Annotated in this window: 13 protein-coding genes; 10 read left to right on the forward strand and 3 right to left on the reverse strand. The window is 63.9% G+C overall.

Features of this window, described 5'->3' with window-relative positions:
• Positions 1–17 precede the first annotated feature (17 nt).
• Positions 18–1,214, forward strand: coding sequence for an MFS transporter (locus AC3WK8_RS16245; protein ID WP_103325128.1), 1,197 nt, complete (start codon positions 18–20; stop codon positions 1,212–1,214).
• Between the two features lie 57 nt (positions 1,215–1,271).
• On the opposite strand, the gene AC3WK8_RS16250 is transcribed toward AC3WK8_RS16245, so the two are convergent.
• From AC3WK8_RS16250 to AC3WK8_RS16260, 3 genes are read right to left on the reverse strand one after another with little or no spacing between them, the layout of a single operon-like run.
• Positions 1,272–2,111 (reverse strand): metal-dependent hydrolase, encoded by an 840-nt coding sequence (locus AC3WK8_RS16250; protein ID WP_103325129.1) that lies wholly within the window; start codon positions 2,109–2,111, stop codon positions 1,272–1,274.
• A gap of 33 nt (positions 2,112–2,144) precedes the next feature.
• Positions 2,145–3,044 carry an SDR family NAD(P)-dependent oxidoreductase gene (locus tag AC3WK8_RS16255; protein ID WP_022644322.1) on the reverse strand — a complete coding sequence of 300 codons (900 nt, stop codon included), beginning with the start codon at positions 3,042–3,044 and terminating at the stop codon, positions 2,145–2,147.
• The gene (locus tag AC3WK8_RS16260) at positions 3,031–4,599 is read right to left on the reverse strand and encodes a flavin-containing monooxygenase (RefSeq protein WP_103325130.1); all 1,569 of its coding nucleotides are present in this window, start codon (positions 4,597–4,599) and stop codon (positions 3,031–3,033) included. Before AC3WK8_RS16260 ends, AC3WK8_RS16255 begins: the two co-directional genes overlap by 14 nt.
• Before the next feature lie 260 nt (positions 4,600–4,859).
• Between AC3WK8_RS16260 and AC3WK8_RS16265 the strand changes: the two genes are divergently transcribed.
• From AC3WK8_RS16265 to AC3WK8_RS16305, 9 genes are all read left to right on the forward strand, one after another.
• Positions 4,860–5,855, forward strand: a complete 996-nt coding sequence (locus AC3WK8_RS16265; protein ID WP_103325131.1) for an alpha/beta fold hydrolase — start codon at positions 4,860–4,862, stop codon at positions 5,853–5,855.
• 291 nt (positions 5,856–6,146) lie between these two features.
• Positions 6,147–7,424 carry an alkane 1-monooxygenase gene (locus tag AC3WK8_RS16270; RefSeq protein ID WP_085597775.1) on the forward strand — a complete coding sequence of 426 codons (1,278 nt, stop codon included), beginning with the start codon at positions 6,147–6,149 and terminating at the stop codon, positions 7,422–7,424.
• Positions 7,425–7,581: 157 nt separating this feature from the next.
• Positions 7,582–8,073 (forward strand): alkane oxidation protein activator PraA, encoded by a 492-nt coding sequence (gene praA / locus AC3WK8_RS16275; RefSeq protein WP_085597774.1) that lies wholly within the window; start codon positions 7,582–7,584, stop codon positions 8,071–8,073.
• A 134-nt stretch (positions 8,074–8,207) separates the two neighbouring features.
• On the forward strand, positions 8,208–8,714 hold the full coding sequence (gene praB / locus AC3WK8_RS16280; RefSeq protein ID WP_103325132.1) for an alkane oxidation protein activator PraB: 507 nt from the start codon (positions 8,208–8,210) through the stop codon (positions 8,712–8,714).
• Positions 8,715–8,836: 122 nt separating this feature from the next.
• Positions 8,837–10,282 carry an outer membrane protein transport protein gene (locus AC3WK8_RS16285; protein WP_103325133.1) on the forward strand — a complete coding sequence of 482 codons (1,446 nt, stop codon included), beginning with the start codon at positions 8,837–8,839 and terminating at the stop codon, positions 10,280–10,282.
• A gap of 265 nt (positions 10,283–10,547) precedes the next feature.
• On the forward strand, positions 10,548–13,097 hold the full coding sequence (locus tag AC3WK8_RS16290) for an acyl-CoA dehydrogenase (protein WP_103325134.1): 2,550 nt from the start codon (positions 10,548–10,550) through the stop codon (positions 13,095–13,097).
• A gap of 30 nt (positions 13,098–13,127) precedes the next feature.
• Positions 13,128–14,480 carry a 3-oxoacyl-ACP reductase gene (locus AC3WK8_RS16295; protein WP_103325135.1) on the forward strand — a complete coding sequence of 451 codons (1,353 nt, stop codon included), beginning with the start codon at positions 13,128–13,130 and terminating at the stop codon, positions 14,478–14,480.
• 3 nt (positions 14,481–14,483) lie between these two features.
• The gene (locus AC3WK8_RS16300; protein ID WP_085597769.1) at positions 14,484–15,374 is read left to right on the forward strand and encodes a MaoC family dehydratase; all 891 of its coding nucleotides are present in this window, start codon (positions 14,484–14,486) and stop codon (positions 15,372–15,374) included.
• A partial coding sequence (locus AC3WK8_RS16305; protein ID WP_492574073.1) for a thiolase family protein occupies positions 15,374–15,639 on the forward strand: 266 nt, incomplete at its 3' end. The genes AC3WK8_RS16300 and AC3WK8_RS16305, both read left to right, overlap by 1 nt.

Genomic DNA, 15,639 nt, shown 5'->3' on the forward strand with positions numbered 1-15,639 from the left:
GCGTGAGTACCTTGCGGATGACTATCCACCCACCTGTACCGGCCGTTGCCAGCCGGCTGCCGGTCTGGCGCCTGCTGGCCCTGACCCTGGCCGGCTTCATCGCCATCGTTACCGAGACCCTGCCTGCCGGGCTGCTGCCCCAGATCAGCACTGGCCTGGCCATCGACCCGGCCATGGCCGGGCAGTTGATCAGCGTCTATGCCCTGGGCTCGGTGGTGGCGGCCATTCCGTTGATCGCCGCGACCCGCAGCTGGCGGCGCCGACCATTGCTACTGCTGGCCATCGGCGGCTTGCTGTTGTGCAACAGCCTCACGGCGCTTTCGACTCATTACGGCTTGACCCTGGCCGTGCGGTTCGCCGCCGGCATGGCCGCAGGGCTGATCTGGGGTTTGTTGGCCGGCTACGCTCGGCGCCTGGTGGTCCCGGCGTTGCAGGGGCGGGCCCTGGCAGTGGTCGGGGTGGGCCAGCCGCTGGCCCTGTGCCTGGGCGTGCCCCTGGGCACCTGGCTGGGCAGCTGGATGGACTGGCAACTGGTGTTCTGGGGCTTGTCGCTGTTGGCCCTGGGACTGTGGATCTGGGTACGCCTGGCGGTGCCCGATCATCCCGGCCAGCAGGCCGAACGACGCCAACCGGTGCTGGAGATTTTCCTGGCCCCGGGGATTGTCCAGGCGCTGCTGGTGATCTTCGCCTGGATCCTGGCCCACAACATTCTCTACACCTACATCGCCCCATTCCTCGAATCCCTGGGGCTGGCCGGCGCCCTGGACCGGGCTTTGCTGCTGTTCGGCCTGGCCTCGCTGCTGGGCATCTGGGGCACCGGGCTGCTGGTGGACCGCTGGTTGCGTGGGCTGACCCTGTGCAGCCTGGCCGGCTTCGCCCTGGCGTCATTGCTCCTGGGGATCGGTGCCGAACAGCCGTGGTTGGTGTGGCCGGCCATCGTCGCCTGGGGCTTGAGCTTCGGGGGCGCGCCGACCTTGCTGCAGACGGCGGTGGCGGATGCTGCCGGGGAGGGCGCCGAGGTCGCCCAGTCGATGCTGGTGACCATCTTCAACCTGGGGATCGCCGGCGGCGGTGTGGTGGGCGGCCTGCTGCTGCAACGCCATGGTACGGGGTCGTTCCCCTGGGCGATGGCGGCGCTGGCCGTGGTGGGGCTGGTGCTGGTCTGGAGTGCCCATCGGCATGCCTTCAAGCCCGGTCAGCGGCTGGCCGGATGAGTGCCGGCAGCCATGGGCGCTGCCGGCGGATTGTCGATCGAGGGTGGTTGGCCCACGTCACTTGGTCGCTGCGGCGCGAGTCTGCTGGATGTCCTGCACCAGGCCATCGATACGTTGCAGCTGGTGGCGGTTGTCATGGTCCCAGGGGTGAAAGCCCGGCTTGAAGTACTGCAGCCAGGGCAGAGCGATCCGTGGGAACACCCCCTTGGGGCCGTACAGGTACTTGATCACCTGCCACATTCCGCGCCAGTGGCCGCCGCGCTTGCGATCGGCGATCAACATGCGCACGTGGAAATCGAACACCACCAGCCAGAAGGTCAGGGTGGTGAACAGCATGGTGCCGGTACGGATCAGGTAGCGCTTGGGCCCTGGCTTGAGCACGGTGTTCCACACGTCATAGGCCACCGCCTTGTGCTCGGTTTCCTCCAGGGCGTGCCATTGCCACATCTGCCGGTAGCCTTCGACCGAAGCGCCGAAACGGCTGGGGTCGCGCAGCAGCAGGTCGGCGAGGATCGCCGTGTAGTGCTCCAGGGCGATGGTCAGGGCCAGGTTGAACGCCGGTGCGAAGTGCTTCTTCTGGAAGTCGAGGATCATCCGCAACCTTCGGTCCAGCAGGCGGGCCGGCAAGCCGGCGTCCTGCAGCAGGTCGTTGTAGTGCTGGTGTTCGCGGCTGTGCATGGCCTCCTGGCCGATGAAACCCTGGATCTGGCGCTTGAGTTCGGGGTCGTGGATGCGCTCGCGGTAGTGGCGCACGCTGTCCATGAAGAACAGCTCGCCGGAAGGAAACAGCAGGGACAGGGCATTGAAGAAATGGGTCACGTGGCTGCCTTGTTCATGCCAGTCGCAGATGCGCTGGGCAGGCAGTTCGACCTTGATGTCGCGGCGGATGGGCAGCATGGCTGTCGCTCCTCTAGACATGGCAAGGGCGGCCTAGAGGCCGCGCTCGTCCTGGGGTTCGTAGACTGGTGCGTGCTGTTTGCCAGGCTTGGGCGCCATGCGCCGGCTGGCCCACACCACCAGGGCCTGGTAGGCGCTGGGCAGCAAGCGGATGAACAGGTCGAGAAAATGCGCATCGCGGCCGATCAGCACCCGGCGCTTGTTCTTGCGCACGCCCAGCAGGATCACCTTGGCCGCGGTTTCTGCCGAGGTGATGAACAGTTTCTCGAAGTCGTCGCGGGCCTGTTGTTCGTTGTCGATCAAGAACCCCTTGACGTTGTCGCTGATGCGGCTGGTGCGTGCGATCTCGGTACGGATGCCGCCTGGATGCACGCAGGTGGCCGAGACCCCGTTGCCTTGCAGGTCCAGTTCCTGGCGCAGGGACTCGGTAAAGCCGCGCACGGCGAACTTGGTGGCGTTGTAGCCGCTCATGCCCGGTTGCGAGAACAACCCGAACACGCTGGAGGTGTTGATGATGTGACCTTCGCCCGCCTGCTTGAGGTAGGGCAGGAAGGCCTGGGTGCCGTGCACCACGCCCCAGAAGTTGACGTCGACGATCCACTCCAGGTCCGCCAGGCTCGAGCCTTCGACGGTGCTCGACAGGGCCACGCCGGCGTTGTTGAAGATCAGGTTGATCTGGCCATGCTCGGCGGCGCTGGCGGCAGCCCAGGCGAACATCGCGTCACGGTCGCCGACGTCCAGTTCCTGGCTGCTGATGCGCAACGGCAACAAGGTGGCGGCGCGGGCCTGGGCCACGGTCTGGGCCAGGCCCTGGGGGTTCTTGTCGGCCAGGGCCAGGTGGCAGCCTTCCCGGGCCAGGGCTATGGCCAGGGCGCGGCCCATGCCTGAGGCGGCGCCGGTGATGGCGGCGACTTTACCGTTAAAGTTCTTCATGGGGGGCGGCCTCTTGCAGGTTCAGTGGGCGCGCGACGACCGGCGCGCTGGCGACAGCGGCAGCCGGCAGGCGGCTGGCCAGGTAGTCCTGCAGCTCAAAGTGCTGCACGGCCTTGCGAAAGCTCAAGGTGGAGCCGGGCCAGAGCGTGGTGTTCTGCCCGCTGCGCGGGTCCAGGTACCAGCTGCGGCAACCGCCGGTGGACCAGATCGCCCCGGCCAGGCGTTGCTGCAGGCGCTGGTTGTACTGGCGCTCGACGTCGGCCTTGACCTCAAGGGTGGCGATGCCTTCCTGGCGCATCCGCTCCAGGGCCTTGAGGATGTAGTCCACCTGGGCCTCGATCATCAGGATCATCGAGTTATGCCCCAGCCCGGTGTTGGGGCCGATGATCATGAACAGGTTGGGGAAGCCCGGCAGGCAGGTGCCCAGGTAGGCATGGGCCCCGCGGGACCAGTAGTCCATCAGGTCCTGGCCACGACGGCCGAAGAGCAGGCCATGGGGCAGCGGGTCGGTGGCCTGGAAGCCGGTGCCGAAGATGATGCAGTCCACCGGATGGCGATTGCCGTCGGCGGTGACCACGGCATCGGCCTCGATTCGCTGGATGGCATCGCTGACCACGCCGACGTTGCCCCGGGACAGCGCCGGGTAGTAGTCGTTGGAAATCAGGATGCGCTTGCAGCCGATGGTGTAGTCGGGAGTCAGGCGCTGGCGCAGCAATGGGTCGGGTACTTGCTTGCGCAAGTGGCGCAGGGCTACGCGTTGCACCACCTTCATCAGTCTGGGCCGTCGGGCGAAGGCGATTACCCGGCTTTCCAGGGCCCAGTACAGCGCTGAACGCGCCAGGCGCTGGGTGAAGGGCAGGTGCTTGAAGGCCCAGCGCTCCAGGGCGCCGAGCTTGCGGTCGGGCTTGGGCATGATCCACGGCGGGGTGCGCTGGAACAGCTTGAGCTGGGCCACCCGCGGGGCGATCTTGGGTACGAACTGGATCGCGCTGGCCCCGGTGCCGATCACGGCCACCCGCTTGCCTTGCAGAGAATAGCGATGGTCCCACTGCTGGGAGTGGAAGCGCTTGCCGGTGAAGTCCTCCAGCCCAGGGATGTCCGGGATCGCCGGTCGCGACAGGCCGCCCATGCCGGACACCAGGACCCGTGCGCTGACCCGGCGGCCATCGCTGAAGCGCAGTTGCCAACGCTCGCGATCCTCATCGAAGACTGCCTGCTCAAGGGCCATGTTGAAGCGCAGGTAGGGCGCCAGGGCGAAATCCCGGGCGCAGTTCTCCAGGTATTCGTGGATTTCCGGCTGCGGGGCGAATTGCCGGGTCCAGTTCGGATTGGGGGCGAAGGAGAAGGAATAGACATGGGATTGCACGTCACAGGCGCAGCCGGGGTAGTGGTTGTCGCGCCAGGTGCCCCCCAGGGAGGATGCCTGTTCGGCGACGAAGAAATCCGTGATTGCGGCTTGCTTGAGCTTGATCGCCATGCACAGTCCGGCGAAGCCGGCGCCGATGATGGCGATATCGACGACCTCGGGGCCGTCGGGTGGCGAGTACGCATTCATTGTGTGTACCTCGATTGTATTGACGCTTGGGGTGACTTTCGTCCGTGGATGAAAACTCAGGATTGCACAATTTAAAATAATGTTTTAAAAATTAATTTAAATAAATCACCTGCAAATGTCACCTGCGCTCGTCGCCTGTGGATTTACGGGGCTCTTCCGCAAGCGGAACGAAGCGCCACAGGCGGCACCAGGCCGGGTTGGCAAGCCAGCCGGATCATTCCGATCCGGTCATGGTGCGGGGCAGCTCGAGGGGGCGAGTCATGGAATGGCTGATAGCGGCGGCGATATTCCTGGTAGTCAGCGTGATGCTCTGGGTGGTGAGTTTTCGCATCGACCGCCGGATCGAAAGCCAAGTGCCGATCAATGGGCGTTTCCTCGAAGTCGGTGGCGAGCGCCTGCACTACACCGATGAGGGCAGGGGGCCCGCCTTGCTGATGATCCACGGCCTGTCCGGCTGTGGACGCAACCTGACTCATTCCCTGGCGCCGCAGCTGCGTGACCGCTACCGGGTGATCACCCTGGATCGGCCAGGTTCCGGTTATTCCACCCGTAGTCGCGGGGCGCCGGCGGACCTGCCGGCCCAAGCCAGCCTGGTCGCCAAGTTCATTCGCGCCCTGGATTTGAACCAGCCCCTGGTGCTCGGGCACTCACTGGGCGGTGCCATCGCCTTGTCCCTGGCGTTGAACCATCCGCAGTCGGTGTCCGGACTGGTCCTGGTCGCGCCGCTGACCCACCCCCAACGCATGCTGCCCCTGGTGTTCCTGTCCCTGGGGGTGCGCCCGGCGCTGCTGCGCCGCTGGATGTCGCTGACGCTGGCGGCCCCCATGGCCATGCTCGGTCGGCACAAGCTGGTCAAGGCGGTATTCGCGCCGGACTCGGTGCCCGAGGATTTCGATGTGCGCGGCGGCGGCCTGCTGGGCATGCGCTCGAACAATTTCTACAACGCTTCCAGCGAGATCGCCGTGGTCAATCGGGATTTGCCCGACATGGTCAAGCATTACCCGAGCCTGAAGCTGCCGGTGGGCTTGATCTACGGCTCCAGGGACCCGGTGCTCAGCTATCGCCGGCATGGTGAAGCCATGGTCGGCAAGGTGCCGGGATTGATGCTGGAAATCGTTCAGGGGCGTGGGCACATGCTGCCCATCAGCGCCGTGGAGCACGTGGTGGCGATGGTCCATCACGTAGCTTCCCAGGCCGCGCCACAACGCAGCGCCACGGTGCTGCATCCGCCGTTCGCGGCTTCACGGGCAGGCTAGGGGCGTGATGCGGAGGTGCTTTCGGTACCTGGCGACGACTCTGGCAGCAGCTGTAACTGCTTTACGGGCGACATTCAAAACAGACTGAAAAAATAGTTGACGAGCTATCGAAACCGCGCTATTTATTTTAAAAAAATGTTTTGAATGTTTTTTTTGAAAGTGCAATTGAGTGGTTAAAATAATGAAAATACCGCCATTTCACGCTTCATCTTCATTCATTCACGCTTCGGACAGCGCTGATGCGCTTTCCTTTATAGCATCCTTGTCGACTGCCATCCTGCGGAGGCTGCCATGAATATTTCAGTGGCGGCACCTCAAGTCTGGACCGATGGCAAGCGTCACCTGTGGTGGCTGGGCACCTTGCCCATGATCACCCCCTTGTTGTCCGGAGTGTTCGCGCTCCTCACCGGCGTCCAGCTCTCCTGGTGGATTGGTGTACTGGTGATTTTCGGCCTGATTCCCCTGATCGACGGGCTGATCGGCGAAGACACCAGCAACCCGCCTGAGTCCGCCGTTCCGGACCTGGAAAAACAACCCTACTACCGTTTCATCGTCTACAGCTGCGCCGTGCTCTCGGTGCTGTCCCTGGTCGTCACCGCCTGGATGGCGGTCCACGGGGTGGACTGGGTCATGGCCGGCGGCCTGGTCCAGTTGAGTGAGCAACTGCACCTGCAGGGCGGCCTGGCGAACTTCGCGGCATTCGTCACCGAGCGTTCGCAGCTGCACGGCAGCGTGACCTGGTTCACCTATATAGGCATGGCCATGTCCACTGGCGCGGCCACCGGCATCGCCATCAACATCGCCCATGAGCTGGGGCACAAGAACCTGCCGATGGCCAAGTTCCTGGCCAAGCTGGCGCTGGCTTCGACCTTCTATGGACACTTCTTCGTCGAACACAACCGCGGGCACCACGTTCGCGTAGCAACGCCGGAAGATCCCGCCAGCTCACGCCTGGGTGAATCGTTCTGGAGCTTCCTGCCGCGCACCGTATGGTTCAGCCTGCGCTCGGCCTGGCACCTGGAGAGTGAGCGGCTGCGCAAGCAGGGCCTGCCGACCTTGCACTGGAAAAACACCGTACTCAGTTCCTGGGCTTACAGCGCGGTGCTGTGGGGCGTGTTGATCGCCTGGCTCGGTGTCGCGGTGATTCCCTTTCTGGTGATCCAGGGCATCTACGGTTTCTCCCTGCTGGAGGTGGTGAACTACGTGGAGCACTACGGCCTGCTGCGCCAGAAACAGGCCAACGGTCGCTACGAGCGCTGCTCGCCACGTCACTCCTGGAACAGCAACCGGATCGTCACCAATATCTTCCTGTTCCAACTGCAGCGGCACTCGGACCACCATGCCAACCCGACCCGTGCGTACCAGGCCCTGCGCCACTTCGACGAGTCCCCCCAACTGCCCTACGGCTACGCCACCATGATCGTCTGGGCCTACGTGCCGTTCCTCTGGCGTCGGCTGATGGATCACCGGGTACTGGCCCATTACTCGGGTGACGTGCGACTGGCCAACATCCACCCGGCCAAGCGCGCCGAGATTCTCAAGCGTTACGGCTTCAACGCAACCGATTGAGATATCGCTCTTTAGCTTTACTGCTCACCGCCTCAAGTGCTCGTGAATAGGTTGTGTTCGCCTTTGATTCGGCCCCTTGAGCAGTGAGCAAAGCAAGACAGAAGTCCTTAAACACGTTGACCGACAACAACAATAAGCAACTGTAAGGAAGTCACCGATGTCCATCTCACCGCTATTCGCAGCCCGGCTGTTCGTTGTCCTGGTGGGTGTGTCGCTGATGAACGCGGCCGAGGCCGCGCGCATTGAGCCAGCCAATACGCCGTTCACCGCCAAGGGCCCAATCAGTTTCGCCAAGAGCATCATCAACGCCGACTGCACCATCCAGGTCAGCGGCAAGGTCAGCGCCGACGGTAGCTATGCCAGTGTCGAGCAAGTGGATTTCAGCGGCGGGCTCAAGTGTGGCCAGGTCGAGGCCACGCACTTGCCCTGGAAGCTGGTCGCCAAGGATGAAACCAGCGGCGCCATGTCAGGTATCCGAGTCACGGTGCACGCACCCCTGGTGGGGGGCGAGTGCGGGCCGAGCACCGCCGAAGGTAGCTGGAACAACAGCACCGGCAAGCTCGAGGCGACCCAGGTCAGCCTCGACGGCGGTTGCACCATCAAGACCGTATCGATCCAGATGCCACCCACGTTCCGGGTCGCGCCCTGAGTCGACGGTGTACCTAGAAAACGAATTGAAGATTTGGCTGGAAAGGGAAGCTCGGTCGTTGTTCTCCGCGTCATCTCGTTCAGGGCCATTAACCCCCGGCGAATAAATCGCCATACATGTGAGGAAAAACAACAATGAAAGGCATCAAAACTCTCGTGTCCGCTACTGCTCTCTTCACCTGCCTGGGCGCTGCCTCCATGGCGAACGCTGCCAGCATCGTTTTCGATAGCGGAGCTACGAGCGGCAACTTCACCACCCCGGGCGGCAGCCTCACCGTACGTTCGCCTTCGTCGTTTGGTGCAGCTGTAACCTGCGATATCAACTTCAGCGGCACCATCAACAACGGCGTGGCCAGCATCACGGGGGCGACTGTCAGTGGCAGCAATGCACTGTGCAACCTGCCCAAGATCACCGGCTTGCCATGGCTCCTGAGCGCCTCCTCTACTACCGCCGGTACTGTGACCAACGTGGGCTACAGCATTTCGTTCTTCCCAGCCACCAACTGCGGTCCGACCACTATCAACGTGGCCTGGAGCAATGCTACCAACTCCATCAGCCTGAGCTCGCCTCAGTCTCTGGCCGGTGGTTGCACCGTTGATGTCCTGAACGCCAAGCCATCGCCAAAAGCGAAAGTGATTTAAGCATTCTCTGGAACCAAGGGCTGATCACCCGCTGAAGGACACCGCCTCGCAAGAGGCGGTGATCTGCAGACAAGGGCCGCCCTGCAGCGTCGGTTGCTATCGATAATAATAAGGAGTGGGGCATGGATAATAAGAAACAACAGCTGCGGGCCGCAGTAGCACTGGCCATATTGGGGAGTTTTGGCGCTATCGACATCGTGCAGGCAGGCGGCTTCTCCACGCCCACCTATGGTGCTCCTGGATGGGGCCGGGCTTTTGGTGGTGGCTCGCTGTTCAAGAATGACCCTAGTGCGGCGTTCAACAACCCGGCGGCCATGGCGTTTATCGATCAGAACGTGGCCCAGATGACGGTCGACTATGCCCGCATCAAGATGAAATACAAGGGCGATGCCTACGACTACCAGGGAAATCCGGCTACGATCATGCCGGTTGACGCCAACGGCGTACCAGGTGCTCCGGTGCCCTTGGAGGGCAACGGTGGGCAGGGCGGCTTCACTGCCTGGCTCCCAACAGGTTTTATGGTGATGCCGATCAATGATCGGTTCGCCTTCGGTCTCAGCCAAGTGGTGCCCATGGGTATGCGCAGCACTTGGGACCAGAATGATTCCAAGATTCGTGACTTCGCAGTCGACACCAAGATCGAGACCGTGGGGGTGACCGGCTCGCTGTCTTTCAAGGTTCGCGACGATTTCTCCCTGGGTGCCGGTGTAATCGTCCAGCACAGCAAGGGCTTCGTCAGCCAGAACCTCAACCTTACCGGCGCAGCCGCAGTTTCCCCAGGACTCGGAGGAGTTCCCTTGCCGTCAGGAGTCGGGTCGAACCTGATGCGCGTCAAGGTGGATAACACCTCGGTCGGCTGGTTCACTGGCGTCGTCTGGAAACCCACGGACCGCGATACCTTGGGTTTGAACTACCACGCCAAGATCAAGAACAAGATGGAGGGTAAGTACAACGTCTATGCCGATGCCGTGGGAATGCAGTACATGACCCAGCCGGCCGGTCCGAATGGGGAGACCCTGGTGGAGTTGGCTTATCCAGGCTTGAAGCTCAACCCTGGAGGGGCCGACGCTAGCGCCCAGTTGGATATCCCAGCAACTGTCGGCCTGGATTGGGTGCATGTATTCGATGACCGATTGACTCTGGGCGCCAGCATGCTCTGGACTCAGTGGTCGTCGTTCAAGGACCTGACTCTTAAGTCCGACGGCAATACCCTGATCGCCATTCCCTACAAATACCAAGACACCATGATGTATTCGCTGGGTGGCGACTATCGGTTCACCGATCAGCTGACTCTGCGTGCCGGTGTGGCTTATGACCAGACGCCTACCCGTAACTCGACCCGCGATCCGCGGATTCCGGACAACGATCGCTGGTTCACGTCACTGGGTTTTGGCTATGACATCAAGGCCATTCCCGGCCTGACCATCGATGGCGCCTATTCACGGCAGTTCGTCAAGGAAGCCAAGATCAAGACCCAGAACTTGGACCGTCTCGGTGCCTCGCGATTGGACGGCAAGGTCAACGCCAAGGGTGAGGTGGTCAGCCTGTCCGCGACCTATCACTTCTAAGGGCTGACCCCGCAAGACACAACGGCAGCGCCAAGGGATTGCGCTGCTGCCGTTGGCTGAACGGGCCGCTCCAGGGCCCGTTTTCATTCATTTTCCGACCCCAGGCTGACTTCGTTCGGCCATTTTGCTTTGCTGAAATTCGTTAAATAAAAATTTCAAAATAAAATTTGAAACGCGCTTGGTTCCTTTGTAGTGTGGTTTCCGAGGGGCCGGCATAACGCCCGGGCTCCAAGGAGCTGTCTCGTTAGAACAAGAGAGGTATTCCATGATTGTCTGGTTATTGGTGGGAGTTGCCGCGGCGCTGGCCCTGGCGTATCGACAGGCGAGCGCGGCCCTGTGGCTGGGCGCCGGCCTGGTGTGGCTGGCGGCTGGTCATCTGCTGAGCCTGGTGGGCACCCTGGGCCTGGTCCTGGGCGTGTTGCTGGTGGTGCTGCCGGCGGCCCTGATGACGGTCAAGCCCCTGCGCCGTGTCTTGCTCACCAGCAAGGCCCTGGCGATGTTTCGCAAGATCATGCCGGCCATGTCCGATACCGAACGCGCAGCCATCGAGTCCGGCACCGTGTGGTGGGATGCCGAGCTGTTCAGTGGCAAGCCCGACTGGAAACGCCTGCTGGGCGCTGCACCGGCCAGCCTCAGCGCCGAGGAACAGGCGTTCATGGACAACGAAGTGGAAACCCTGTGCGACATGGCCAACGACTGGGAGACCACCCAGGTCTGGCAGGACCTGTCGCCCAAGGCCTGGCAGTACACCAAGGAGGCCGGCTTCCTGGGGATGATCATTCCCAAGCAGTACGGCGGCAAAGGTTTCTCCCACTATGCCCATTCCCAGGTGGTGATGAAGCTTTCCACCCGCTGCTCGGCGGCGGCGATCTCGGTCATGGTGCCCAACTCACTTGGCCCGGCCGAGCTGCTGCTGCACTACGGCACCGAGGCCCAGCGCCAGCACTACCTGCCGCGCCTGGCCCGCGGCGAAGACATTCCATGCTTTGCCCTGACCAGCCCCTATGCCGGTTCCGACGCAGGGGCCATCCCCGATACCGGCGTGGTCTGCAAAGGCCAGTTCGAAGGCCAGGAAGTGCTGGGCTTTCGTGTCACCTGGGACAAGCGCTACATCACCCTGGGGCCGATCGCCACCGTGCTGGGCCTGGCCTTTCGTGCCGAAGACCCGGACGGCCTGCTGGGCAAGAAGGGCAGCCTGGGCATCACCTGCGCACTGATTCCTACCACCCATCCGGGGGTGAACACCGGGCGCCGGCATTGGCCGCTCAACGCGGTATTCCAGAACGGCCCGACCACCGGCAAGGATGTGTTCATTCCCCTGGAGTGGGTGATTGGCGGCGCGGCCCAGGTAGGCAACGGCTGGCGCATGCTGATGGAGTGCCTGGCCGCCGGGCGGGCGATTTCCCTGCCGTCGTCCAACGTCGGCCTGGGCAAGGTTGCGGTCCGCGGCACCACCGCCTATGCGGCGATGCGCAAGCAGTTCGGCTTGCCCATCGGCAAGTTCGAGGGTGTCCAGGCGCCCCTGGCGCGCATGTCCGGGCACCTGTATGCCTGTGATTCGGTGCGCCGGGTATCGGTGGCGTCCCTGGATGCCGGGGAGAAACCCTCGGTGATCTCGGCCATCGCCAAATACCATGTCACCGAGCGCGCGCGGATCATCGTCAACGACGGTATGGATATCGTCGCCGGCAAGGGTATCTGCATGGGGCCCAACAACTTCCTGGCCCGCGCCTACCAGCAGAGCCCGATCGCCATCACCGTGGAAGGCGCGAACATCATGACCCGCTGCCTGATCATCTACGGCCAGGGGCTGATCCGTTGCCATCCTTACGTCTTTCGCGAGATGGAGGCGGCCCGCGATACCGGGCGCAAGGGCCTGGAAGCGTTCGACAGCGCCATGTTCGGCCATATCAGCTTCGTCTTCGCCAACACCGTGCGTGCTGCCGTGCATGCGGTTACCGGCGGGCGCCTGATCAAGGCCCCGGGCAACACCGACAAGGCCCTGGCGCCTTACTACCGCCAGGTCGAGCGCCTGTCGGTGGTGCTGGCTCTGGCCTCGGACATCTCCATGGGTGTGCTGGGCGGCGCGCTCAAGCGCAAGGAAAGCATCACCGGGCGCTTGGGCGACATCCTCTCCCAGCTGTACATCCTGTCCTGCGTGTTCAAGCGCTTCGAGGACGATGGCCGGCCCCAGGCCGATCTGCCCCTGGTGCACTGGGCTGTCCAGGACGCGCTGCTGCGAGCTCATGAGGCCCTGGCCGAAGTGTTGGAAAACTACCCGTCCAGGGCGGCGGCGCGGATCATTCGCGGCCTGAGCTTCCCGTTCGGCATTCCCCAGCACAAACCCAGCGACCGCCTGCTGGCGGAAGTCGCCGAACTGGTACAGACCCCGGGCGCGACCCGCGATCGCCTGCTGGCCGATTCCTATATTCCGCAACCAGATATCGACAAGCTGGCCTACGGCGAACTGGCGTTCCGCCTGCAACCGCAGGTCGAGCTGATCGAGGCGCGACTCAAGCCGGCGATCAAGCAGGGCACCCTGGGGCCGTTGCCGATTTCCCGCACGGCTTTCGACGCTTGGCGGGCACAGGCCCTGGAGCTGCAGTTGATCAGCCAGGACGAGGACGAATTGCTCGACCGCTACGTGGAGTACGGCGACCACGCGATCCAGGTGGACGACTTCCCGCAGGACTTCGGTTTGCTGGAGGCCTTGCAGCAGCGCCAGGCGCACTTCGAGCAGGGCGCCAAGCCAGCGTCGCGCAAACGCAGCGCCAGCAGCGAAGACGCGGTGGCGGCCAGCGATTCGGCCTATTGACCCTCTACTGGTTTTGTTCGGGATCCTTATATGTCTGACGGTTATCTTTCGTTCGTCAATTCCGGTTGGGGCCGCTGGCTGGCCCAGCGCACCGGCCTGCCACAACCGGTGCCGCTGCAGCGCAACCGCGAGGGGCAGGGCGGCAACCTGATCAACCCGGTGATCCTCGCGGCGGCGCCCGAGGGGCGGTTGCTGGGCGAGCTGCAACGGATTTTCGCCGCCACCGACATCGTGGCGGCGCAGGCCGCAAGCATCAACGCACCCTCGACCGTGAAGGTCCAGGGCGTGGTATTCGACGCCACCGGGCTGGGCGATGTGGCCCAGCTCGACGAGCTGTACCGCTTCTTCCATGCCAACGTCCGGCGGCTGACCGCCCATGGCCGAGTGCTGATCCTGGGAACCCCGCCGGAGCATTGCACCGGACTGGAGCAGGCCGTGGCCCAGCGCGCCCTGGAAGGGTTCGTGCGCTCCCTGGGCAAGGAGCTGCGTCGGGCCATCACCGTACAGCTGCTGTATGTCGAGCCCGGTGCCGAAGCCGAGCTGGAAAGCAGCCTGCGCTTCTTCCTGTCCCGGCGTTCGGCCTATGTCTCGGGCCAGGTGGTGCGTATCGGCGAACCGGTGGATGTGCCTCGCCAGTTGGATTGGCAGCGTCCGCTGGACGGGCGCCGGGCCCTGGTTACCGGGGCTTGTCGCGGTATTGGCCTGGCCATCGCCAAGGTCCTGGCCCGCGAAGGCGCCCAGGTGGTGTGCCTGGACATCCCACAGAGTGAGGCCGAGCTGCAACAGGCCGCCGACAGCCTGGGCGGCAGCGCCCTGGCCCTGGACATCACCGCGGCCGATGCCGGCCAGCGCTTGCTGGCGTTCGTCGCCGAGCAGGGCGCCTTCGATATCGTGGTGCACAACGCCGGCATCACCCTGGACAAGACCCTGGCGAAGATGACCGAGGCCGCCTGGCGCAAGGTCATGGCCGTCAATCTGCAAGCGCCGTTGCTGCTCAGCCAGGCGCTGCTGGAGGGGCAGGGGCTCAATCCAGGCGGGCGGATTGTCTGCGTGTCGTCGATTTCCGGTATCGCCGGCAACCTCGGCCAGAGCAACTACGCCACATCCAAGGCCGGGGTCATCGGCCTGGTCCAGGCCCTGGCGCCGTTGGCGGCTCGCCAGCAGATCACGGTCAACGGCGTGGCTCCGGGATTCATCGAAACCCAGATGACCGCGAAGATCCCGTTGATGATCCGCGAGGCGGGACGGCGGATGAACTCCATGTCCCAGGGCGGGCAGGCGGTGGATGTGGCCGAGACCATCGCCTGGCTGGCCCATCCAGCCTCCGGCGGGATTAATGGGCAGGTGGTCCGCGTTTGCGGGCAAAGCCTGCTGGGAGCCTGAGCCATGAGCGCCGATTCCGCGATTCGCATCATCGAGCCGCCACCGTCCCGTGGCCAGTTGCTCTACGACGGCCTGCGCGGTTTGCGCAAGCCCAAGCTGGAGACTGCACCGCAGCTTCCCACCGAGCGCCTGGTGCGCCCGGCGGTGGAGCTGCAGGCGACGCAGGTCGCCCGTTATGCCCAGGCCTGCGGGTTCCGCCGCGAGCATGGGGTGCCGCTGTCGTTCCCTCATACCCTGGCGTTCCCCCTGCATCTATTGCTGCTCACCAGCCGGACCTTTCCCTATCCGGCCAGCGGCATGGTCCACCTGGCCAACCGCATTCGCCAGCATCAGCGCCTGGAGGAGGGCCAGGCCCTGCGCCTGGAAGTCTTTGCCGAGCGCTGGGTGGCTCATCCCAAGGGCCAGGCCCTGTCCATCGCCACTCGTGCCTTCAGTGGCGGCGGCTTGGTCTGGGAGGGCGATAGCCTGTACCTGCGCCGCGGCGTCTCCGGTCCTGTGGGCGAACCCTGGGCGGGCGCGCTGGAGGTGGACGAACAGGCCCTGGTACGTACCCAACGCTGGAGCCTGGCCGGGGACCTGGGCCGGCGTTTCGCCAAGGTCAGCGGCGACTTCAATCCGATCCACACCTCCTGGCTGGGGGCGCGGCTGTTCGGTTTCCGCCGGCCCATCGCCCACGGCATGTGGACCCTGGGCCGGGCCCTGGCGGCACAACAACCACCGCATCCACTGGCTGCGGCGCAGCTGGATTGCGAGTTCAAGCTGCCGATCTTCCTGCCGGCCTCGGTGAGCCTCTGGAGTCGCGTGCCCGACGGCCCGCGCCATGAATTCGAAGTGCGCAACAACGCGGGCGACAAGCCCCACATGCGCGGCCTACTGACCTGGGGAGCTCGGTAATGACTGAGTACAGTTTCAATCCGGCGCCGGTACGCCGGGTAGCGATCATCGGTGGCAACCGGATTCCGTTCGCCCGCTCAAACACGGTGTACGCCAACGACAGTAACCAGGACCTGCTGGTGGCGGCCCTGCAGGGCCTGGTGGACAGGTACGGTCTTGCCGGACAACGCCTGGGGGAGTTCGCCGCGGGGGCGGTGATCAAGCACTCGCGGGATTTCAACCTGGCCCGCGAGTGCGTGATGTCCACTACATTGTCGCCGCAGAC

This window comes from Pseudomonas sp. FW507-12TSA (genome assembly GCF_058781435.1).

Coding starts and splice junctions, on each gene's coding strand:
- AC3WK8_RS16245 (WP_103325128.1), top strand. CDS start 18: ATGACTATCCACCCACCTGTACCGGCCGTTGCCAGCCGGCTGCCGGTC.
- AC3WK8_RS16250 (WP_103325129.1), bottom strand. CDS start 2,111: ATGCTGCCCATCCGCCGCGACATCAAGGTCGAACTGCCTGCCCAGCGC.
- AC3WK8_RS16255 (WP_022644322.1), bottom strand. CDS start 3,044: ATGAAGAACTTTAACGGTAAAGTCGCCGCCATCACCGGCGCCGCCTCA.
- AC3WK8_RS16260 (WP_103325130.1), bottom strand. CDS start 4,599: ATGAATGCGTACTCGCCACCCGACGGCCCCGAGGTCGTCGATATCGCC.
- AC3WK8_RS16265 (WP_103325131.1), top strand. CDS start 4,860: ATGGAATGGCTGATAGCGGCGGCGATATTCCTGGTAGTCAGCGTGATG.
- AC3WK8_RS16270 (WP_085597775.1), top strand. CDS start 6,147: ATGAATATTTCAGTGGCGGCACCTCAAGTCTGGACCGATGGCAAGCGT.
- praA (WP_085597774.1), top strand. CDS start 7,582: ATGTCCATCTCACCGCTATTCGCAGCCCGGCTGTTCGTTGTCCTGGTG.
- praB (WP_103325132.1), top strand. CDS start 8,208: ATGAAAGGCATCAAAACTCTCGTGTCCGCTACTGCTCTCTTCACCTGC.
- AC3WK8_RS16285 (WP_103325133.1), top strand. CDS start 8,837: ATGGATAATAAGAAACAACAGCTGCGGGCCGCAGTAGCACTGGCCATA.
- AC3WK8_RS16290 (WP_103325134.1), top strand. CDS start 10,548: ATGATTGTCTGGTTATTGGTGGGAGTTGCCGCGGCGCTGGCCCTGGCG.
- AC3WK8_RS16295 (WP_103325135.1), top strand. CDS start 13,128: ATGTCTGACGGTTATCTTTCGTTCGTCAATTCCGGTTGGGGCCGCTGG.
- AC3WK8_RS16300 (WP_085597769.1), top strand. CDS start 14,484: ATGAGCGCCGATTCCGCGATTCGCATCATCGAGCCGCCACCGTCCCGT.